The organism is Rhodococcus sp. NPDC006774 (assembly GCF_040636045.1).
GTDB lineage: Bacteria > Actinomycetota > Actinomycetes > Mycobacteriales > Mycobacteriaceae > Rhodococcoides.
In genome coordinates this window covers 183808-205131 of record NZ_JBEYIW010000011.1, presented here as the reverse complement: position 1 = coordinate 205131, position 21324 = coordinate 183808, and the positions used below count along the sequence as shown (strand labels likewise).

The window sequence follows — 21324 nt, the reverse complement described above, 5'->3', positions numbered from 1 at the left end:
CCTCCACGAAGGCATCGGCACCGGCCGAGTCGTTTCGAAGCCGGGATCGAAGAGGCCGAGCTCAGATCGGGGAGATGGATCTGCGTTTGTGCGGCACCCGCGGTGGGCGACGGGCAGCGACGCGGGAGAGTGTCTCGGCTATCAACCGGCGAGACTGCGACGGCAGTACGACGTCGTCCAGCCCGAATCCGTCGGCCGCATGGAACGGGTCGATGTTCTTCTCGAACCCGGCGATCAGCTCCGCCCGTCGAGCAGCCGGATCCTCCGCGGATTGCCAGTCACGGCGATAGGCGATGTCGACGGCTCCGTCCACCGGCATCGCGCAGATCTGCGCGGTGGGCCATGCCAGAGCCAGATCCGGTGAGTACCCGCGCCCACCGCCCATGGCGATGTACGCGGCTCCGTAGGCCTTGCGCACCACGATGCTGATTCGCGGAACGGTGGCCTCGGCCAGCTCGTACACCAGACGGCCGCTGCGCCGGGCCAATTGTGTTGTCTCGGCTGCCGATCCGATCAGGAATCCCGGCAGGTCGATCAAGATCAACAGCGGTAGACCGAAGGCATCGCACACCGCGATGAAGTGTGCCGCCTTCTCGCAGGCGGCACTGTCGAGTGCGCCGCCGAGGTGCAGGGGCTGATTGGCCACCACTCCGACGGCGCGACCGTCGACGCGAGCGAAGGCCGTCACCACGTTGGGGGCTGCCGTTTCGCGTAGCTCCAGTATCGAATCCTCGTCGCAGATGCCGCGAACGGCATCCCGCACGTCGTAACCCTGGCGTCCGCTCAGCGGAACGAGAGTGTCCAGATCGATGTCCTCGGGCCACCGGGCACCCATGATCCGAGGCGGGGCCTCGAGCGAATTGGACGGGAGGAAGCTCAGATACGCGCGGACTGCGTCGATAGCCTCGTGCTCGTCCTCCGCAGCGAAGTCGGCGACTCCGCGGCCGGCCTGAACCTCGGCACCGCCGATCTCCTCGTTGGTCATGTGCTCACCGGTGGCTGCCGCGACGAACGGTGACGAGGACATTCCCAGGGTCGAAATGCCTTTGACCATCACGACGAAGTCGCACAGGGCCGCCAGATTCGTTCCGACTCCGAAGCCGGGGCCCATCATGACGGTGACGATCGGTACCAATCCGGACAGATCGTCGAACTGCTGAAACAGCGGTGAGCCGAGCGCCGCGTGCCGGGAGTCGAGACCTTCCTGCATTCGGTGCCCGCCGCTGTCGCTCAGCACTATCAGGGGAATGCGGTCCAGCAATGCGCGTTCGGCGCATCGCGACAGCTTGGCCATGCCGACGGCCCCGGTGCTTCCGCCCAGAACCGTGAAATCGAACGCGGCGATGGCCGTTGCTCTGCCGTCGACATAGCCGATGCCGGTCACCATGGCGTCGGCCGGTGCCACCAGGGTGGGGCTGCCCGGTTGCGCCGGCCCCGGCCCGGCCAGCGCGCCGAACTCGAAGAACTCGCCCTCGCCGGTCAGTAGGTCGATTCGTTCTCGCGCCGTGAGCTTTCCGCGACGGTGCTGATGTTCGACGGCGTCCGGCCGAGCGACATCCGTCCCAGCGCGGTGTCGACTGTTCACTTCCTCGTGCAGGCACAGCCGCGCAGCGTCGTCACTCATCAGCTGTCCAGGCCACCGCGTGCCACGAGCTGCGAGACGATGACGTTTCGCTGTATTTCGTTGGTGCCTTCGCCGACGATCATCAGCGGTGCGTCGCGGAAGTATCGCTCGACGTCGTACTCGGTGGAATATCCGTAGCCGCCGTGGATGCGAACAGCGTCGAGGGCGATCTCCATGGCGACCTCCGATGCGTACAGCTTGGCCATGCCGGCTTCCATGTCGCACCGTTCGCCTGCCTCGAACTTCTCGGCGGCGTAGAGCACCAGCTGGCGAGCAGCGGTGAGCTTGGTGGCCATGTTCGCGAGGTAGTTGCCGATCGACTGGTGCTTCCAGATGGGCTTGCCGAAGCTCTCTCGGTCCTGCGAGTAGCGAAGTGCCGACTCGAGCGCAGCCCCGGCCACGCCCAAAGCCCGTGATGCGACCTGGATTCGGCCGGTCTCGAGGCCCTTCATCATCTGCGCGAAGCCTTTGCCCTCCGCCCCGCCGAGTACGGCGGACACCGGTACGCGGAAGTCCTCGAACGTCAGCTCGCAGCTCTCGACACCCTTGTAGCCGAGCTTGGGCAGATCACGCGAGACCGTCAGTCCTGGGCCGTGTTCGACGAGCAGGATGCTGATACCGCGATGTTTCGGCTCGGCCGTGGGATCGGTCTTGCACAGCAACGCGATCAGCTGCGAGCGGCGGGCATTGCTGATCCACGTCTTGGATCCGTTCACCACGAAGTCGTCGCCGTCCTTGCGCGCCACCGTCGTCATCGCCTGGAGGTCGGAGCCACCGCCCGGTTCGGTCAGCGCCATGGTGGCTCTGATCTCGCCGGTGGCCATCCGAGGCAGGTAGTGATTCTTCTGTTCTTCGGTCCCGAACGCGAGGATCAGTTTGGCGACCACGGTGTGTCCGCCCATTGCGCCGGCGAGGCTCATCCAGCCTCGGGACAGTTCCTCGGTGACCCTGGCATAACAGGGCATGCTGACGGGCGCTTCACCGTACGGTTCGGGAATCGCGAGTCCGTAGATCCCCATTTCCTTCATCTGCTCGATGAGCGCTTCGGGGTACGTGTTCGAGTGCTCGAGCACGTGGACGACAGGAAGCACCTCTTTGTCCACCCACGCTCGAACGGCATCGACGATCATTGCCTCGTCTTGAGATAGGGCGCTCATGGTTTCCTCTCGATCGTTGTCAGGTAGGCAAGGCAGGAATGCGGGCGATCAGGCCATCAGGGCGGAGAAGCGCCAGTCGAGTACGTCGGTGGAGTCCCCGTCGCCGACCGAGTGCACGACCGAGCGAAGGTGCAGGATCCCGCCCTCGCTCAGCGGTTCGGCGCCTTCGACGAATACGGTGCTGGTCAGGGTGTCGTTCTCGCGGACGGGTGCGAGGTGATCGCACGATTCCCAGCCCAGAACGGTGACGATGTTCGGCAGTGCCCGCGTGGCCTGAGCCAGCGCGAGGCCGATGGTGTGACCTCCGTACACCAGCCGTCCGAGCGGGCCCGAGCGCTGATCATGGTGTGTTGCTGCGATATTGAGACTCAAACGCGCCAGTTCCGTTGCGCTGGTGACGACGTCGGCGCTGCATTCGAATGTCACGCCCGCGAGCTCCGGCGAGAAGTGCGGTCCCTTCGCTCCTGTCCGGAACGTCGGGAGGTCGAGCCCGCCGACGATGGCGTCGCCCTCCTTGGTAACGGCAGGTGCGGTGGGCTCGAGAGTGTCGTCGTGACGCACTCGTCCTTCGTCGGGGTCGTCGCCGATCGGCAGCATGGCGCATCGATGGAAATCCAAGACGGTACGCCCGCGCTGATCGGTGGACTTCATGTGCAGCGCTGCCAGCCCGGTCGATCGACGTCCTGGCTTCGGTGAGTTCTCGCGTAGGCCGGTGACGGTGGTGACCGTGGTGAGGGAATCGCCGATTCGTGGGAGCGTGTAGAAGCGCAGACCCCGATAGAAGAGATTTGCCTTCACATGATGTGTGGCCGTAGTGGATTGGCCGATGGCGACGTCGCAGACCAGCGCCGGGTTCACCAGGGTTCCGCCGTGGCCGGCGACGCGTCGAGACAGACCGGCATCGAGTGGTAGGCGGAGCCGAATCCCGAGTATCGATTGATGAACTGCGGCCATTCCGTCGGTGAAGGTCACCGTCGGGGCCGTGTCGAACACGTGGCCGACCGACAGTTCGTCGAAGTACGGGCCACCGACCAGGACGGGGGACCGTACGGTGTTCTCGCTCATCGCCGACCGGCCTGCGCCAGTACGCGACGGGCTGCTACAGCAACGGCCTCGTCCAGCATCTGTCCGTCCAGCAACGCCGCGCCCGCACCCGCGTCCTCGGCAACCGCGAGTGATTCGACGACGCGCCGAGCGTGCTCCACCTGTTCGGCAGTGGGTGTGAACGCCGTTGTCACCGTGGCGATCTGTGCCGGATGGATGACCCATTTGCCGTCGAAGCCCAGCTGGGCCGACCACGTCACCGCACTCCGGAACTTCTCGTCGTCGGCGATCCCGAGGGCCGGGCCGTCGATGGCAGCCACCCCTGCCGCGCGGGCCGCGAGCAGAACCCGATCTTGGATGGAGATCCACTGTCGGATGTCCGCGGGGGATCGTCCGATCGCTGCGCCGAGGTCCGCGTAACCGATGATCACCGCACTCAGTCGCTCCGAAGCGGCGCAGATCTCGCGCGCGTTCAGAATCCCCTCGGGTGTCTCCAACAGGGCTTGAATCCGCAGTCCTGAGTTGTGCTCGAGAGCCCGGTCGACATCCTCGATGTCCCTGCGCGAGTGGACCTTCGGAAGGACGATGCCGGTGAGGTGAGCGCACTGCGACACAGCAGCCACGTCGTCCGCGTACCAGGGAGAGTCGGGCGCATTGATGCGTACCGACACGGTGCGCCCGGCCGCATGCTCGTCGGCCAGACGCACTGCCGTATCGCGAGCCATCTGCTTCTGCGCCGGCACCACGGCATCCTCGAGATCGAGAACGACCTCGTCCGCGTCCGAGTGCAGGGCTTTGAGCGCTTTGCGTTCGTCGGATGCCGGTGCGATGAGCACCGATCGCCTTCGATGGCCGCTGAGGGACATTCCACTCCGTCCGAGGTCCGTGGTCTCGTCGGCTCGATACCCGACGAGGTGGTCGAGAACGGTGACGCCCGAGGATCTGTGCACTCGAGCGTCACCGTTGTCTTTCATGCGATCAGGTCGCGACCGATGATCTGCTTCATGATTTCGGTGGTGCCGCCGTAGATCGTCTGGATGCGAGTGTCCACGTACGCTTTTCCGACGGCGTATTCGTTCATGAATCCGTACCCGCCGTGCAACTGCAGGCACCGATCGATGACCCGCTTCTGCAGTTCGCTCACGAACCACTTGCCCTTGGCTGCATCGACGTCACTGAGGGTGCCGTCGTTGTACGCGCGCACAGAGCGATCGACGTAGGCCTCGGCGATGTCGATCTCGGTCGACATCTCGGCCAGCTCGAACTGAATGTGCTGGAAGGTCGAGATCGGCTTGCCGAATGCCTTGCGGTCCTTGCAGTACGCCACGGTGATGTCGAAGATCGCCCGGGTGGTGGCCAGCGCCATGGCGGTGACCCCGAGCCGCTCCCTCGGGAGGTGGCCCATCAGATACTGCAGTCCGAGCCCCTCCTCACCGAGAAGGTTGCTCGCCGGAACACGCGCATCCTCGAAGAACAGTTCCGCGGTGTCCTGGCCGGGGAGGCCGATCTTGTCGAGCTTGCGGCCCCGCTCGAAACCCGGTGTGTCCCGTTCGACGACGAAGAGGCTGAAGCCACGCGAGCCGCCCTCGGGGTTGGTACGCACAGCGACGACGAGCAGATCGGCCATGATTCCGCTGGAGATGAACGTCTTCTGGCCGTTGAGGATGTACTCGTTGCCCTCGCGTCGGGCAGAAGTCTTGATGCCACGCAGATCGCTTCCGGTTCCCGGCTCGGTCATCGCCAGCGCGCCGATCTTCTCACCGGAGGCGATCGAGGGCAGCCACCGCTGCTTCTGATCGTCGGTCGTCAGATCGAGCAGGTACGCCAGGAACAGGTCGTCCTGCAGAGCGACGGTGAGGCCGAACGACAGTGCGTTGATGCGGGCGACTTCTTCGCACACGACCATGCGGTATCGATAGTCGGTCTCGCCGGAACCGCCGTACTGCTCGGGGATCTGGATTCCGTACAAGCCCTGCGAGGCGGCCTTCGCGAAGACCTCGCGGTCGATCCACCGGGCCTCGTCCCACTTGTCCTTGTGCGGCTCGACCTCGCGAGCGAGGAAGTCGCGCACCGATTCCCGATAGATCTCGTGATCCTCGGTGTAGAGCTGACGATCCATGTCAGAGCCTTTCGATGATGGTGACGTTGGCCTGGCCGCCGCCCTCGCACATGGTCTGCAGGCCGTAGCGTCCGCCGGTGCGCTCCAGCTCGTGCAGCATCGAGACCATCAGCCGTGCCCCGGTGCAGCCGATCGGGTGACCGAGAGCGATCGCGCCGCCGTTGGGATTGACCTTCGCCGGGTCGGCACCGATGTCGGCCAACCAGGCGAGCACGACCGGCGCGAATGCCTCGTTGATTTCGACGACGTCGATGTCGTCGATGGACATGCCCGTCTTCTTGAGGGCGTGCTGTGTTGCCGGAATGGGAGCGCTCAGCATCATCACGGGGTCTGCTCCGAGGACCGACATGTGGTGAATACGGGCACGCGGAGTGAAGCCGTACTGTGCGACGGCGTCCTCCGAGGCGATCAGCAGGGCGGCCGAGCCATCCGAGATCTGGCTTGCGGCAGCGGCAGTCAGGGTGCCGCCCGGGGTGAGAGTCTGCAGCGAGGCCATCTTCTCGAGGGTGGTGTCGGCGCGCGGGCCCTCGTCCGTCGAGATCCCTGCGAACGGGGTGATCTCCCGCTCGAAGTGCCCGGCGGCGATGGCAGCAAGCGCGCGTTGGTGGCTGCGCAGCGCAAACGCCTCGCTGTCCTGTCGGCTGATGTTCCAGCGCTCGGCGATCATCTCGGCTCCGCGGAACTGGGAGATCTCTTCGCTGCCGTATCGAGCGGCCCAGCCGTCGGAACCGGTCCAGGGATCGGTGGAGCCGAAGGGCTCGCCGGCGGTGAAGGCGCTCAGAATCGGGTACTGGCTCATTTTCTGGACGCCGCCGGCGACGATCAGGTCGGTGGTGCCGCTCATGACGCCCTGTGCAGCGAAATGTACTGCCTGCTGGGCGGATCCGCACTGGCGGTCGATCGTGACGCCGGGAACCGTTTCCGGCAGACCGGCGGCGAGGGCTGCGGTCCGGGCGATGTCGCCTGCCTGCGAGCCGATGTTGTCCAGGCAACCGAGGATCACGTCGTCGATCGCGGCGGGATCGAACGAATTGCGCTCGACGAGTGTCTTGATGACGTGTGCGGCCATGTCGGCCGGATGTGACTGTGCGAAACCTCCTTTGCGGCGTCCCACAGCGGTACGGGTGGCGTCGACGATATAGGCCTCGGGCATGTGTCCTCCTGGTTGCTGACGATATTTCAAGAATTTAACATAGACTCAAAAGTGGAACCACCGTCGCCGGGATCTGCGGGGATCCCGAAAAGCCCGGCGCATACGATGCTTTGCGCAGTGGCGACCAACACGTCGATCGAGTCGGTCGAGGTGCGCCACCACTCCGGCGTCCAGTTCAGTGCCCCGATGACGAGCATGCGCGCAATCCCGAGGTCGAGGTCCGGTAGGAGCAGGCCCTCGCTGCGTGCGGTTTCGAGGAGCGTGCGCCACATCCGGTGGTACCTGTCGCTCTCCGCCTGCTGGGCGCCGCGGACCTGTTCCGTCAGCTGGCTGGTGTTCCGGGTGACCGCCGTGGCGAACTCCGACAACTCGAGTTCCACCCGCAGGTGCGCCTCGACCGCAACCCGGATTCGTTCACGGGGCCCGGCATCATCGGGAACCGAGGCCAGGGCGGACTCGACGTGCTCGCGCACTCGACGCTGACCCACTCGCATGACCTCGGCGATCAATTCGTCCCGAGACGCGAAGTAGTAGTAGACGCCGGGAGTTCGTACGTCGGCCTCGGCGGCGATATCGGACAATCGGGTGGCTGCATACCCTTTGGTGCTCAACACCGTGGCCGCAGCGGTCAATATTCGCTGGCGAGTGGCATCGCCGCGATCGCGGGTGGGCGACGAGGTTCTGGTGTTGCTCGGCTTCACGGCGTGCTCATGGCATCGTGTATCCGCCGCTGACGGAGAACATCTGACCGGTCACCTGGCGGGCGGCGGATTCGGAGGACAGCCACAGAACCGACTTGGCGACGTCGTCGGCGGTCGTCAGCCGACGTAGGGGAGTGTCCTTCCGTAGATACTCGATCTGCTTGTCGTTGAAGACGGCGTCCTGGCCGACCGACCACAGGCTTCCGCTGCCCACCGCCTCCGGTCCGTCCGGGATGACCAGGCCGGGGCAGACGATGTTGGATCGAATTCCGTGCCTGCCCTGCTCTTTTGCGGTCGTTCGGGCCAGCGCGACCACCGCCGCTTTGGTGGCCCCGTAGATCCCCTGGCGAATCTGTCCGAACGCCGCGTCGCTGGCAATGAAGACGATCGAGCCGCACCCCGCCTCGGTCATCGGCTTCAGGGCTGCCTGGGTGGTTGCTACCGCGGTGTAGAAATTCACCTCGACGGTCCGTTGCCAGCGTGCGCGATCGGTGTCCTCGCTCAGGAACCCCGGCACGCTCCACCCCGCGTTGTTGACCAGGACGTCGATGCCGCCCCAGTTGCTCGTGACCGTATCGACGGCTGCGTCGGCGGCGTCCGGGTCGGTCAGGTCGCCCGCGCAGACCAGCGCGGACTCCGCACCCAGTGCGAGGGCTTCTGCGGCAACCTTGTCCGCCTGCTCGCCGTCGATGTCGCTGATGACGATCCGGCAGCCTTCCTCCGCAAAGGCGTGGACGATGCCCCGTCCGATGTTGGACGCGCCTCCGGTCACCAGCACCCGCGCGCCGACCAATCCGAGATCCATTCTTGCCCCTTCGCTGCCGTCCGACGATTGACTGGACGCTTACTTTAATTTAGATTCAATTCAAATACTATACCTACGAGATGGGGCGCTGTATGAAGATCTTCGAGGGGTTGCACGAGCTGAAGGACGCAGCCGGATGCGATCTCGGAACCACCGACTGGCTGGTCGTCGACCAGGAGCGGGTCGATCTGTTTGCCGATGCAACCGGCGATCACCAGTGGATCCATGTCGATCCCGAGCGAGCTGCGTCCGGGCCGTTCGGAGGCACCATCGCCCACGGCCTGCTCACGCTGTCGCTGCTGCCGCTGTTCCTGAACCAGCTCTACCGGGTCGACAACATTTCGATGGCTGTGAACTACGGAATGAACAAGGTGCGTTTTCCCAGCCCGGTTCGTGTCGGTGCCCGGCTCTCGGCCTCCGCCCGGATCGACAGTGTGCAGAGCCTGGAGGGTGCGGTGCAGGCGGTGTTCGTGACGACGATGAACGTCGAGGGTGCCACCAAGCCGGCGAGCGTCATCGAGTCCGTCGTGCGGTACATCGGATGAGCGGGCACGTAGTGGACGTGGCCCTGGTGCAGGGTAGGACGGCGATCGTCACCGGCGCAGCCCAGGGGATAGGCCTCGAGATCGCTCGGGTGCTGCACGCAGGTGGTGCGTCGGTCGTCCTGGCGGATCTCGACGCCGCAGCGGCCACTGCAGCTGCAGTGGCCCTCGGTGACCGTGCAATCGGAGTCGGTGCGGACGTCACGGACGAGGCCGCGGTCGACTCCCTGGTGGCGAGGGCCGTCGAGCATTTCGGCAGCCTCGACATCATGGTCAACAACGCAGGAATCACGCGGGACGCGTCCCTGAAGAAGATGACGGTCGACAATTTCGATGCTGTGATCACCGTGCATCTGCGTGGTACCTGGCTCGGTGTTCGGGCAGCGTCGGCCGTGATGCGCGAGCAGAAGTCCGGGTCGATCGTCAACATCTCGTCCCTGTCCGGGAAGTCGGGCAATCCCGGCCAGACGAACTACAGCGCCGCCAAGGCCGGCATCGTCGGCCTGACGAAGGCAGCGGCCAAGGAGTTGGCACACCACAACGTGCGGGTGAATTCGGTACAGCCCGGGCTGATCCGAACGGCGATGACCGAGGCGATGCCGCCCGAGGTGTTCGCCGAGCGCGAGGCCGCGATCCCGATGAAGCGAGCGGGAGAACCTCGGGAAGTGGCCAATGCAGTGCTCTTCCTCGCCAGTGAGTTGTCGAGCTACATCACCGGCGGTGTCCTCGAGGTCGGCGGAGGTCGATTGATGTGAGCGTCGTCGACACCGTCGTGGACGGCCGCGTCGGACGAGTCTTTCTGAATCGGCCCGAACAGATGAATGCCATCACGATCGAGCTTGGTCGTCAGTTGGAGGATGCGATCCGCACCCTGGGAACTCGGCCGGATGTCTGCGTCGTCGTCGTTCGCGGCCGGGGCGGAAACTTCTGCGTCGGTGGCGACTTCGGCGAGGTCGAGAGATTGCGGGAGTCGGGCCCGGCGGCATTGCAACCCTTGTTCGACAACTTCGGCGCGGCCTGCGCCGCGATTTCGGAGGTCGAGGTGCCGGTCATTGCCGTCGTCGAGGGCTACGCCATGGCAGGCGGATTCGAGTTCATGCAGGCCGCCGACATAGTGCTGGTACGCAACGACGCCAAGATCGCGGACAATCACTCGAATTTCGGCCAGGTCCCCGGTGGTGGCGGGTCGCAGCGGCTACCTCGACTCGTCGGAAGGCAACGGGCACTGGGGCATATCCTCTCCGGCGATCGTCTCTCGGGCCGGGATGCAGTCGAGTGGGGAATTGCCTATCGCGGGTTCGAGCCCGACGAATTCGATTCCGGTGTCGACGGTTTCGTTCGGAGACTCACCGAAAAGCGCAGGGACGCACTCGTGGGCATCAAACGGTTGGTGTGCGATGGATCCGCGACATCTCTGAGCGAGGGCCTCGCCATGGAACGCGAGGCCGTTGTCGCCCACATATCCGGCGAGGCCGGGGGCTCCGGTGTATCCAGCTTCAACAGCAGGTAGTCCAACGCATCCCCGAGGAAGAGGAATTCGATGACAGTGAGCAACACATTGATCGAGACCGGTCCGGTACTGCTGGAGGTCGAGGATTCGGGCGTCGCGCGACTGCGGCTCAATCGCCCGGAATCGTCCAACGGAATGAACGTCGAGTTCCTGGTCGCGCTGCACACAGCGATTCTCCGGTGCCACTCCGAGCCCACCGTGAAGGTCGTCGTCATCTCCGGGGAAGGCCGGAACTTCTGCACCGGCGGTGACGTGAAGACCTTTCAGTCCAAGGGAGCCGACCTACCGGAATATCTTCGGGAAGCCACGGCGTGGCTGCAGATCGCCACATCTGCACTGATTCAGCTGAAAGTCCCGGTCATCGCCGCGGTCCACGGATACGCCGCAGGCGGCGGGGGTTTCGGCCTGGTGTGCGCAGCCGACCTGGTGATAGCAACGGAGTCGGCGAAGTTCTTCTCCGGCGCGGTCCGCGTCGGGATGGCACCGGATGCGGGCGTGACGGTGACGTTGACCCAGCTCGTCGGACTGCGCAAGGCGATGGAAATCTTGCTCACCAACTCGGTGTTGTCGGCGGCGGAAGCCAAGGACTGCGGAATCGTGACGTCGGTCGTCCCCGACGCCGAGTTGCCCAGCGCAGTTGACGAACTCGCGCTCGGTCTGGCGCAGCTGCCCCCTCTCGCGCTGGCCGCGACCAAGCGGTTGGTGTGGGCCGGTATCGGTGCAGGCGTGGCAGGTCAGCTTCCCGAAGAAGCGCGAACGGTATCGGAGCTGTCCGGAACGGCAGACGCGCTCGAAGGACTGGCGGCCGTGCTCGAGCGTCGTACCCCCACGTTCGTCGGGCGGTGAGTCGAACTGTGACGACGGACGAACACACCCTGGTGACGGTCGAGGATCGAGACAGCGTCCGAGTTCTCACACTCAACCGTCCGCGGGTGAAGAACGCGATCGACATGCCACTGCGCGTAGTCCTCGCCGAGGCAGTGGAAGCGGCGATGGACGACGACTCGGTGCGAGCGATCGTGTTGACCGGTGCAGGCGGGGCGTTCTGCTCGGGTGGTGACATCTCGACGATGGCGCGTCAAGCTCCCGAGCTGACCCGCCCGCGAGCGCAGGCGGCGCAGCGGGTGATTCGTGCACTCTGGCGAGGTAAGCCGGTGATCGCGGCCGTGGAGGGCCCGGCCTTCGGGGCGGGCACGGCGCTGGCGCTGGCCTGCGATCGTGTGGTCGCCGCGCGAGACAGCCTGTTCGGCACCACGTTCACCGGGGTGGGGCTGGCAGGGGACATGGGAATCTTCACCAGCCTGCCCGATCGCATCGGAGTCGCAGCAGCGAAGCAGTTGCTGATGTTCCCGCGGCGCATCTCGGGATCGGAAGCGGGAGAACTCGGTCTGGTCGATTCCGTCGTCGAACCCGGTGCTGCTCTCGACGCCGCGCTGGCCGATGCGGCCGCCGCGGCAGCAGGTCCCCCGTTGGCGTTGGCGGCGATCAAGGCGACATTGGCGAGCGGGATCGTCGACCGCGATGCGCGGCTCGATCTGGAAGTGGAGAACCAAGCGGTTCTGTTCGACACCGAGGACTTCGCCGAGGGTGTGCAGGCATTTCATGCGAGACGTCGACCGCAATTCGTGGGTCGGTGAGGGATGAACGGTTCTCTGCGCTCGGGTACATTTATTAATCTAACGGAGAATAAAGTGAGGCTGGCATGACTACCGGTATCGAGGATCGGCGCAGTGCGCTGATGAGCGAGCATCCCGAGTGGACACCACGCACTCTGGACGGCTGGCTCGACGAGTGCGCCGATCGCTATCGGCACCGTCCGTTGGTGCTGACGGAGGAGGTCACGTACTCGTACTCCGACGTGGCCGAACAGTCACGCCGCCTTGCGGACGGCCTGGCCTCGCTCGGGGTCCAGCGAGGTGATCGGGTCGGCCTGCTCATGGCCAACCACCCCGAGTTCGTCCCCCTCAAGTTCGCGATCGCGCGCGTCGGAGCGATCGCCATCCCCTTCAATTATCTGTACCGCCAGAACGAACTGGAATACGTTCTGCAGCAGTCCGAGTGCCGGGTGCTGATCACGATGAACGCGTACTCGACGCTCGATTACGTGGCCATGCTCGACGAGATCGCACCGGGGTGGGATTCGCTGTCGTTCGCGACACGGCCCGATTCGGCCGCCGACGCGGTGCCCGCTCTGCGTTCGGTCGTCGTGCTCGACACCGGCGGTACTCGACGCGTGAGTGCCATGACCGTGGCCGACCTGTCGGACCTCGGCATCGAGAATGCCGACGCGGCCGTGGGCCACGGTGCGGATCCGACCGACATCGGCGACATGCTCTACACCTCGGGGACCACAGGTTCGCCCAAAGGTGTACTCGTCACCCACGATGCGGTGCTGCGCACCGGGTACGCGTCCGCCCTGACCAGAGCGTACGAGGACGGACGTCGAATCCTGTTCTCGCTACCGTGCTATCACATGTTCGGCTACGTCGAGGGTCTACTGTCGGTCATGTTCGTCGGCGGTGCCATCGTTCCTCAGACCTCGTTCAGCCCCGTCGGCTATCTCGCGGGAATCGAACGATTCGGGGCAACGGACATTCTCTGCGTGCCGACGATGGCTGTGGCGATCGTCGAACATCCCGACCGGCACAAGTACGATCTCCGGTCACTGACCGCGATCCTGTGCGGATCGGCCCCGGCCCCGGTGTGGCTGTGGGAGAAGGTCGAACGTGAATTCGGCGTCTCCGAGATCGTGACCGGATACGGCATGACCGAGTGCGGCGGGGCAATGACACTCACGCTGCCCGAGGACCCGCTCTCCCTCACATCCGATACCGTCGGCCGGCCCAAACTCGCCGGCGCGGCCAGCATCGAAGGATCGGACTCGTTGGTGGTCTATCGCACCGTCGATCCGCTCACCGGTGAACTGCAGCCGAACGGCTCCGAAGGCGAACTGGTGTCCTCGGGTCCCTCGACGATGAAGGGGTACTGGAACAAGCCCGAGGAAACTGCGGCGGCGCTGCGGGGCGGGTGGCTCCACTCGGGCGACCTCGGCCTGGTCCGAGACGACGGGTACCTCCAGGTGACCGGGCGCAGCAAGGAGCTCTACAAGAGCGGCGGCGAGCTGGTCATGCCGAAGGAGATCGAGGATCTGCTCGCGGCACACGAGGGCATCAGCCAGGTCTTCGCGATAGGCCTGTTGGACGACCGATGGGGCGAGATCGGTTGTGCCGTCGTGGTTCGTGCACCCGGCTCGACCGTCACAGCAGCCGAGCTGATCGAGCTGTGCCGATCGAATCTGGCGCGATTCAAAGTACCGAAGAAGGTCGTCTTCCTCGACGCCGAGGAGCTTCCGACAACCCCGACCGGCAAAGTGCAGAAGTTTCGACTGGTGCAGCTGGCGACAGCGGCAGCAGCCCAATCCATGGAAGGAAGTGGAGTATGACCGCAGTCGTCCCCGCAGGGATGGACACCACCGGTACCGGAAGTCCGTCCGGGGAGTCGAAGTACTCCCGATTGATCGAGCCGACCCGCGTGCACGGATCGCTCTACACCGATGAACAGATCTTCGCCGAGGAACTTGCCAAGATCTGGTACACCACATGGGTGTTCGTGGGTCACGAAAGTGAGATTCCCGAGCCCAACGACTACATCCGCAAGAAGCTCGGCCTGCAGGACGTGGTCATGACCCGTGACCGCGACGGCGAGGTGCATCTGTTGCTGAACCGGTGTGCACACCGAGCGAATCTGGTGTGCGACGACGCGCGCGGCAACTCGAGTTCGTTCCGTTGCCCGTACCACGGGTGGACGTACCGCAACACCGGTGAGCTGCTGGGGTATCCGTACAACAAGGGGTACGGCGGTAAGAACAACCTCGACCTGACCATGGGAAAGGTCCCACGAGTCGCGTCCTACCAGGGCTTCGTGTTCGGCAGCTTCGCGCAGGACGGACCCAGCCTCGTCGAGCACCTGGGCGGAGCCGCCGGTGAGATCGATCGGCTCGCGAATCTCTCGCCCGAGGGAAAGGTCGAACTCACCGCAGGGTGGCTGCAACACAAGACCAAGGCCAACTGGAAGCTGCTGACCGAGAACGAGACCGACGGCTATCACCCGCAATTCGTCCACGGATCGATATTCGGCGTGACCGGCTCGCCGATCGGCGCGCTGTACAGCGATGCGTCGACGGCCGTGACGCGAAACCTCGGAAACGGCCACAGCGAGAACGACCTTCGACCGGAGTTCCGCAAGTTCGACGAACCGATGCGCTGGTTCGGTACCACGGAATCTCGGGTACCGGATTACGTCGAGGCGATCCGGGCCCGTCACGGTGAGGATGCCGAACGAATTCTCGTCGAGGGCGCACCCCACGTCATGGTGTTCCCCAACCTGTTCATCGCCGAGATCCAGGTCTTCAACATTCAGCCTGTCGCCGCGGACGAGTGCGTGCAGTATGCAACCGCGGTGCAGCTCGCCGGAGCGCCGGAACTGAACAAGCGCATGATCTCTCAGTCGATCGGCTCCGTCGGACCGGCCGGAATGCTGCTCGCGGACGACACCGAGATGTACGAGCGAAACCAGCGCGGCGTCGGCATGCTCGCACCGGAGTGGCTCGACGTGCGTCGCGGTATCCATCGCGAGCAGACCGACGAGAACGGGTTCACGATCGGCACGGCCACGGACGAGGTCGGGATGCGCGGCTTCTGGGCTCACTACAAGAAACTGATGGAGGCCGACCAGTGAAAACAGCAGAGATCGCCGACGGACTCGTCGATGTGCCGGCAGGAACCGATCTTCGTGAGGTCGAGCAGTTCCTCTATCGAGAAGCACGATTCGCCGACGAGAACGATTACGACTCGTGGGAGGCGCTGTGGACCGACGACGCCATCTACTGGGTTCCCGCCTCGGACATGGACTCGGACCCGCTGACCTGTGTGTCGATCATCTACGACAACAGGAATCGTATTTCGACTCGGCTGAAGCAGGTTCGTACCGGAAAGCGGTATGCCCAGGCACCGCCGTCGCACATGCGCCGCCTGCTGTCCAACGTCGAGATTCTGGGCGGTCGACGGAATCCGGCGGGCGGGGTGGACGTCGAAGTAGGGTGCAACTTCATCGTCTTCGAGTCCAGGACGCGAGGCAACGAGATCTGGGGCGGACGCACCACGTATCGGCTGCGACGAACGGAGACCGGCTTCGCGCTGGCCTACAAGAAGGTCGTGCTCGTCGATCACGACAAAGCCGTTGCCACAATGGGTTTCTTGATATGACGGTGGTGGGGACAGGCAGTTCCGACGCAGGCGATACCTCGCCCGGCGACATCGTCGGCAGCGAGTTCGCCGAAGTCGAGGTGACGTTCGACCGCTCCGGCAACGGCATTCGGCTTCGCCTGGAGGATCTGCGGACCGGGCGGGTTCGGTTTCTCGATGCGTTGGAACTGGAGACCATCGTATGGCTCAGCGACGGCCATCTGAATCAGTTGCTCGATCCGTCGTCCGACAGATGGAACAACAACAGTGCCGGGTAGCGTGATCGGCGCAGAACAGTCACTCGATCTCACGCGATTCGTTCGGCCCGGCGACAGCATCGTATGGGGTCAGGCGTGCGGTGAGCCGCAGACCTTGACCGAACGTCTTGTTGCACAACGCCATCAGATCGGTCCGGTTCGGTGTTTTGTCGGAATCCCGGCTCGGTCGATCCTGCAGCCGGAGTCGGTCGACGGCCTCTCGTTGTCCTCGTACTGCGGGACCGGCAGCAATGCCGCACTGCACCAGGCAGGATTGCTCGAGATCGCACCGGTGCACTACTCGCGCATTCCGGACTTGTTGACGTCCGGTCCGGCGCGGGCCGATGTGGTGTTCGTTCAGGTCTCGGCTGCCGACGAGACCGGTCGACATTCGATGAGCTTGACCGACGACTACCTCTCGGCCGTCATCGATTCGGCCGCCGTCGTGATCGTCGAGATCAACGACAGGGCACCGGTGGTTGCGGGTGCCAGGACTCTCGGCCCAGGGGAGTGGACCGCGGCCGTTCGCAGCTCGCGTGAGCCGGCGCAGATGGAGTCGGCTCACGCGAGCGACGTCGTGCACGCAGTGGCGCGGAACGTGGCGTCGTTGATCGAGGACGGAGCGACCCTTCAATTCGGGATCGGTGCCGTACCCGAGGCAGTGCTGCGTGAGCTGCACGGTCGACGCGATCTCGGTATCCACAGTGGCGTTCTCAACGAAGCCGCCATGGAATTGATGGAGTCGGGGGCGGCCACCGGAGCACGCAAGTCGCTCGACCGCGGCATTGCCGTCGCGGGGTTCGTCACCGGTACGCGTCGACTCTTCGACTTCGTGGATCGAAACCCCGCCGTGAACGTCAGATCGACCGGCTACACCCATGATTCGGCGATACTGTCCGCGCAGCATGCTCTTGCCGCGATCAACTCGGCCATCGAGGTCGACGTGTTCGGAGCGGTCAATGCCGAGGTCGCGGCGGGGAAGTACGTCGGTGCAGTCGGCGGGGCCATGGACTTCCTGCGCGGTGCGGCCGCATCACGTGGCGGACTACCGATCGTGGCTCTGCCATCGTCGGCCCGCGGGCGGAGCAGAATCGTGGCCGCACTCGGCGGTCCGGTCAGCACACCGCGGGCCGACGCGGCAATCATCGTGACAGAGAACGGCATTGCCGACCTTCGGGGGTTGTCGCTCGAACGCCGGGTCGAGGAAATGCTGAGGCTGGCCGACCCGGTGCACCGCGGCGAACTAGCGGCCGCGGCCGAGCCGATTCTTCGAGGAGAACATCAGTTGACGAGAGGAACTGTCAGATGAGACGCGCAGCAATCGTGGCACCACTGAGAACCCCGGTGGGTGCCTTCGGCGGTGCCCTGCGCCCGGTTCCGGCCGAAAACCTGGCCTCGGCGGTGATCCAGGCCGTGGTGGCTGCGTCGGGAGTCGATCCCGAACGGATCGAGGACGTGGCGTTCGCGCAGTCGTATGCCAACTCCGAAGCCCCGTGTATCGGACGATGGGCTGCGCTCGATGCCGGACTCCCGGTGGCAGTTCCTGGCTTTCAGACCGACCGGCGATGCGGGGGCGGGCTGCAAGCTGTGGTCACCGCGTCGATGATGATCCAGACGGGCGCGGCGGACGTCGTCCTTGCGGGTGGGGTGGAGTCGATGAGCAACATCGAGCACTACACCACCTCGGCTCGCTGGGGTTCTCGGTCGGGAAACCTCGCACTGTACGACCGGCTCGATCGCGGGCGGGAACGGTCGCAGCCGGAATGGCGGTTCGGGCGTATCAGCGGAATGATCGAAACGGCCGAGAATCTGGCGCAGAAGTACGAGATATCCCGCGAGCGGGCAGACGAGTTCGCGGTGCGCAGTCACCGCGCCGCCGCTCGAGCGTGGGCGGACGGTTCGTTCGACGCCGAGATCGTCCCGGTGAATGTTCCCCAGCGCAAGGGTGATCCGATCACGGTCACCCGGGACGAGGGGGTTCGACCCGACTCGTCGATGGAGACTCTCTCTCGCCTGCGTCCCCTCATCGTCGGGGGAACGGTCACCGCGGGAAACGCGGCCCAGCAGAACGACGCGTCGAGTGCCTGTCTGGTCGTGGCCGAGGACAGGTTGGAAGAGTTGGGTCTCGAGCCCATCGGCTTCCTGCACAGTTGGGCGGCCGTCGGATGCGAGCCGTCGATGATGGGGATCGGACCGGTCGGCGCAGTGCAGAAGTTGTTCGCCAAGAACGGCCTGGGTTTCGCGGATCTGGATCTGATCGAGATCAACGAGGCCTTCGCTGTACAGGTTCTGGCGGTGCTGTCCGGCTGGGGTCTGACACTCGACGACGTCGATTCCAGACTCAACGTCAACGGTTCCGGTATTTCCCTCGGGCACCCGATCGGTGCCACCGGTGGACGCATCATGACGACGATGCTCAACGAACTGCAGCGTCGCCGGGGGCGGTACGCACTCGAGACCATGTGCATCGGCGGCGGCCAGGGAATCGCCGCCATGTTCGAGAGGGCCTGACATGACTGCCGAGTTGGTGTCCTACGCCGCGTACCTCCCCACCTACCGACTGGCACCCGAGGACATCGGTGGCCGAGTGGGCGGAGCTGATCGGGTGGTGGCCTCGTTCGACGAGGACAGCACGACCATCGCCGTGGAGGCAGCCTCCGCCGCGTCGGCGGCGGAGTACGTACCGGCAACGGTGTACTTCGCGAGCTCGTCTCACGCATACGCGGACAAGACCAATGCCGTTGCAGTTCATGCTGCCTTGGGTTTGCCCTCCGACGTGTTCTGCGCGGATTTCGGCGGCACCGGAAAGTCCTCGATGGCCGCACTGCGGTGCGCGGCCGAATCCGGCGGTATGGCCGTCATGTCCGACGTGCGGACCGGACGACCCGGTTCCTCGGACGAGCGGTCGGGCGGCGACGGCGGAGCTGCGTTCGTCTTCGCCGAGACCACCGAACAGGGCACCGGAATCGCAGCATTGCTGTCCACGGCGTCGTCGACGCTCGAATTCCTCGATCGCTGGCGGGATCCGGCGTCGATCGGCGGCAGCCAGTGGGAAGAGCGCTACGGCCAGGAGGAGTACACCCCGTTGATCGCGGAGGTGCAGCGCCGGGCGCTCGCTGCCGCGGGGGTCGATGCACCGGACCACGTCGTACTCACCTCGCCGAACAGTGGAATCCGAAAGCGGCTGACCGCGTTGGCCTCCGGAACCGTCTCGACGGTCACGTCGACGTTGGGGTTCAGTGGTGCAGCCGACGTGGGGATCGCGCTGGCGGAGGTATTGGACTCGGCTGCGCCGGGGGAGACCGTTCTGGTCCTGTCCGCGGTCGACGGATGCGATGCTCTGGTTCTGCGCGTCCTTCCCGGCATCGTGAACCATCGTGCGAGACGTCCTGTTGCCGAACAACGCAGCGGGGGACACCGGATCTCGTATCTGACCTACTTGTCGTGGCGCGGGCTCCTCGACCGTGAGCCGCCGCGACGGCCCGAACCCGATCGACCGGCCGCGCCGCCCTCGGGGCGCGCGACGGCATGGAAGTTCGCATTCGTCGGATCCGGTTGTGATCGCTGCGGATTCGTCCACCTTCCGCCCGCGAGAGTGTGTCGCGGTTGCGGCAGCGTCGACTCCATGCACCCGGAATCTCGGCGAGGTGCGCGCGGGACGGTGGCTACGTCGACTATCGATCGCCTGGCGTTCTCGCCGTCGCCTCCGGTGGTGGAGGCCGTCGTCGACTTCGACGGCGGTGGCCGGTACTCACTGGAGGTCGCCGACGGCGCGGCGTCCTCGGTGACGGTGGGAAGTCGCGTCGAGCTGTCGTTTCGACGGCTGTTCACCGCGGGTGGAGTGCACAACTATTTCTGGAAGGCGCGACCGGTGAGCGAGGATCGTTCCGCAGTGGAGGAGTCGGTATGACCAGCAATGGGATTCGAGACCGTGTTGCGGTGGTCGGGATGGGCTGCACCGCCTTCGGTGAGCGGTGGGACAAGTCTGCCGACGATCTCGTGATCGATGCCGTGCAGGAATGTCTGCCGGCCGACGGACGGCTGAGCCTGGTGGACGTCGACGCGTACTGGCTCGGCACTCTCGGATCCGGACAGTCCGGACTGGCGTTGAGCAGGCCGTTGGGCATCGACTACAAACCCGTCACCCGGGTCGAGAACTATTGCGCCACCGGCTCCGAGGCCTTCCGCAATGCGTGTTACGCGGTCGCCTCCGGTGCCTACGACACGGTGATGGCCGTCGGCGTCGAGAAGCTCAAGGACTCGGGCTTCTCGGGTTTGCTGCGTGCGGATCCGCCTGCGGACGGCACAGCCAGTGAGTTGTCACTCACGGCGCCGGCGGCGTTCTCGTTGCTCGATCCTGCCTACTGCGCGAAGTACGGCGTCGATCCGAACGACATGCGCAGCGCAATGACGCACGTGGCGTGGAAGAACCACGTCAACGGGTCGAAGAACGAGAAGGCTCAGTTCCGGAAGGAAGTCGAACGCTCGAAGATCGAAGGTGCCGCCAAGGTGGCAGGGAGACTCGGTGTCTTCGACTGCTCGGGAGTGTCCGACGGGGCTGCCTGCGCGCTGATCGTCCGGGCCGAGGACGCGCTGAACTACACGGACACACCGATGTACGTCAAAGGCCTGTCGCTGGCTGCGGGGCCGATGCGCGGTGCGGTGGATCCGGCCTACGACTTCACGACCTTCCCCGAGGTGGTCCACAGTGCGCGCGACGCCTACGCACAGGCAGGTATCGAGGATCCGCGCCGAGAATTGTCGCTGGCGGAGGTGCACGACTGCTTCACTCCGACCGAGATCGTCCTGATGGAGGACCTCGGTTTCAGTGACCGTGGACAGGCCTGGAAGGAGATGCTGGCCGGAGATTTCGACTCCGACGGCAGCCTTCCCGTCAACCCGGACGGTGGCCTGAAGTCCTTCGGGCATCCGGTCGGTGCCAGCGGGCTGCGGATGCTCTACGAGTGCTGGTTGCAGTTCTCCGGGCGCGCAGGGCGTCGCCAATTGGACGATCCAAGGCTGGCGCTGACGCACAATCTGGGTGGTCGTCCCGGCGGTTGCGTCTCCTTCGTCTCGGTCGTCGGCAACTCGCCGAGTCGATAGTCGAGCAGCGCCTTGACGGGCGAGGCTATTTTTATTTATATTAAATTCGACAACCACGACGAAGGG

Annotated in this window: 21 protein-coding genes; 13 read left to right on the top strand and 8 right to left on the bottom strand. The window is 64.9% G+C overall.

Features of this window, described 5'->3' with window-relative positions; all coding sequences use genetic code 11:
* Nucleotides 1–61 precede the first annotated feature (61 nt).
* The 8 genes from ABZ677_RS18295 to ABZ677_RS18260 form a co-directional block, all read right to left on the bottom strand.
* Nucleotides 62–1624, bottom strand: coding sequence for a carboxyl transferase domain-containing protein (locus tag ABZ677_RS18295; RefSeq protein ID WP_052047986.1), 1563 nt, complete (start codon nucleotides 1622–1624; stop codon nucleotides 62–64).
* Complete coding sequence (locus ABZ677_RS18290; RefSeq protein ID WP_037194322.1) at nucleotides 1624–2781, bottom strand: acyl-CoA dehydrogenase family protein; 1158 nt, start codon at nucleotides 2779–2781, stop codon at nucleotides 1624–1626. Before ABZ677_RS18290 ends, ABZ677_RS18295 begins: the two co-directional genes overlap by 1 nt.
* 48 nt (nucleotides 2782–2829) lie before the next feature.
* Nucleotides 2830–3846 (bottom strand): acyl dehydratase, encoded by a 1017-nt coding sequence (locus ABZ677_RS18285; RefSeq protein WP_358371825.1) that lies wholly within the window; start codon nucleotides 3844–3846, stop codon nucleotides 2830–2832.
* Entirely contained in the window at nucleotides 3843–4691 is an 849-nt protein-coding gene (locus tag ABZ677_RS18280) for a CoA ester lyase (RefSeq protein ID WP_037194662.1), read from the bottom strand. Before ABZ677_RS18280 ends, ABZ677_RS18285 begins: the two co-directional genes overlap by 4 nt.
* 104 nt (nucleotides 4692–4795) lie before the next feature.
* Nucleotides 4796–5944 (bottom strand): acyl-CoA dehydrogenase family protein, encoded by a 1149-nt coding sequence (locus ABZ677_RS18275; RefSeq protein ID WP_358371823.1) that lies wholly within the window; start codon nucleotides 5942–5944, stop codon nucleotides 4796–4798.
* 1 nt (nucleotide 5945) lies between these two features.
* The gene (locus tag ABZ677_RS18270; RefSeq protein ID WP_037194328.1) at nucleotides 5946–7097 is read right to left on the bottom strand and encodes an acetyl-CoA C-acetyltransferase; all 1152 of its coding nucleotides are present in this window, start codon (nucleotides 7095–7097) and stop codon (nucleotides 5946–5948) included.
* A 26-nt stretch (nucleotides 7098–7123) separates the two neighbouring features.
* A complete protein-coding gene (locus ABZ677_RS18265) occupies nucleotides 7124–7798 on the bottom strand; it encodes a TetR/AcrR family transcriptional regulator (RefSeq protein ID WP_358371820.1) in 675 nt (224 codons plus the stop codon).
* Nucleotides 7799–7805: 7 nt separating this feature from the next.
* Nucleotides 7806–8603 carry an SDR family oxidoreductase gene (locus ABZ677_RS18260; protein WP_094739954.1) on the bottom strand — a complete coding sequence of 266 codons (798 nt, stop codon included), beginning with the start codon at nucleotides 8601–8603 and terminating at the stop codon, nucleotides 7806–7808.
* A 92-nt stretch (nucleotides 8604–8695) separates the two neighbouring features.
* Here ABZ677_RS18260 and ABZ677_RS18255 point away from each other — a divergent pair, with 92 nt between their 5' ends.
* The 13 genes from ABZ677_RS18255 (at nucleotide 8696) to ABZ677_RS18195 (ending at nucleotide 21258) form a co-directional block, all read left to right on the top strand.
* Nucleotides 8696–9148 (top strand): MaoC family dehydratase, encoded by a 453-nt coding sequence (locus ABZ677_RS18255; RefSeq protein ID WP_032367194.1) that lies wholly within the window; start codon nucleotides 8696–8698, stop codon nucleotides 9146–9148.
* Nucleotides 9149–9159: 11 nt separating this feature from the next.
* Nucleotides 9160–9900 (top strand): 3-oxoacyl-ACP reductase FabG, encoded by a 741-nt coding sequence (gene fabG, locus ABZ677_RS18250; protein WP_358371878.1) that lies wholly within the window; start codon nucleotides 9160–9162, stop codon nucleotides 9898–9900.
* Nucleotides 9897–10655 (top strand): enoyl-CoA hydratase/isomerase family protein, encoded by a 759-nt coding sequence (locus ABZ677_RS18245; protein ID WP_358371816.1) that lies wholly within the window; start codon nucleotides 9897–9899, stop codon nucleotides 10653–10655. Before fabG ends, ABZ677_RS18245 begins: the two co-directional genes overlap by 4 nt.
* Before the next feature lie 30 nt (nucleotides 10656–10685).
* Entirely contained in the window at nucleotides 10686–11501 is an 816-nt protein-coding gene (locus tag ABZ677_RS18240) for an enoyl-CoA hydratase-related protein (protein WP_032367191.1), read from the top strand.
* Between the two features lie 8 nt (nucleotides 11502–11509).
* The gene (locus ABZ677_RS18235; protein ID WP_358371814.1) at nucleotides 11510–12292 is read left to right on the top strand and encodes an enoyl-CoA hydratase-related protein; all 783 of its coding nucleotides are present in this window, start codon (nucleotides 11510–11512) and stop codon (nucleotides 12290–12292) included.
* Between the two features lie 65 nt (nucleotides 12293–12357).
* Entirely contained in the window at nucleotides 12358–14097 is a 1740-nt protein-coding gene (locus tag ABZ677_RS18230; protein WP_358371812.1) for an AMP-binding protein, read from the top strand.
* A 20-nt stretch (nucleotides 14098–14117) separates the two neighbouring features.
* A complete protein-coding gene (locus tag ABZ677_RS18225; RefSeq protein WP_230592042.1) occupies nucleotides 14118–15392 on the top strand; it encodes an aromatic ring-hydroxylating dioxygenase subunit alpha in 1275 nt (424 codons plus the stop codon).
* Nucleotides 15389–15919, top strand: a complete 531-nt coding sequence (locus tag ABZ677_RS18220) for an aromatic-ring-hydroxylating dioxygenase subunit beta (RefSeq protein WP_358371809.1) — start codon at nucleotides 15389–15391, stop codon at nucleotides 15917–15919. Before ABZ677_RS18225 ends, ABZ677_RS18220 begins: the two co-directional genes overlap by 4 nt.
* Nucleotides 15916–16176 carry a hypothetical protein gene (locus ABZ677_RS18215; RefSeq protein WP_052073958.1) on the top strand — a complete coding sequence of 87 codons (261 nt, stop codon included), beginning with the start codon at nucleotides 15916–15918 and terminating at the stop codon, nucleotides 16174–16176. Before ABZ677_RS18220 ends, ABZ677_RS18215 begins: the two co-directional genes overlap by 4 nt.
* Nucleotides 16166–17464: an acetyl-CoA hydrolase/transferase C-terminal domain-containing protein gene (locus ABZ677_RS18210; RefSeq protein WP_358371805.1), complete on the top strand. Its 1299-nt coding sequence runs from the start codon at nucleotides 16166–16168 to the stop codon at nucleotides 17462–17464. The genes ABZ677_RS18215 and ABZ677_RS18210 overlap by 11 nt, the downstream gene beginning before the upstream one ends.
* Nucleotides 17461–18666: an acetyl-CoA C-acetyltransferase gene (locus ABZ677_RS18205; protein WP_358371802.1), complete on the top strand. Its 1206-nt coding sequence runs from the start codon at nucleotides 17461–17463 to the stop codon at nucleotides 18664–18666. The genes ABZ677_RS18210 and ABZ677_RS18205 overlap by 4 nt, the downstream gene beginning before the upstream one ends.
* A gap of 1 nt (nucleotide 18667) precedes the next feature.
* On the top strand, nucleotides 18668–20065 hold the full coding sequence (locus ABZ677_RS18200) for an OB-fold domain-containing protein (RefSeq protein WP_358371799.1): 1398 nt from the start codon (nucleotides 18668–18670) through the stop codon (nucleotides 20063–20065).
* Nucleotides 20062–21258, top strand: coding sequence for an acetyl-CoA acetyltransferase (locus tag ABZ677_RS18195; protein ID WP_358371796.1), 1197 nt, complete (start codon nucleotides 20062–20064; stop codon nucleotides 21256–21258). Before ABZ677_RS18200 ends, ABZ677_RS18195 begins: the two co-directional genes overlap by 4 nt.
* Nucleotides 21259–21324: the final 66 nt, after the last annotated feature.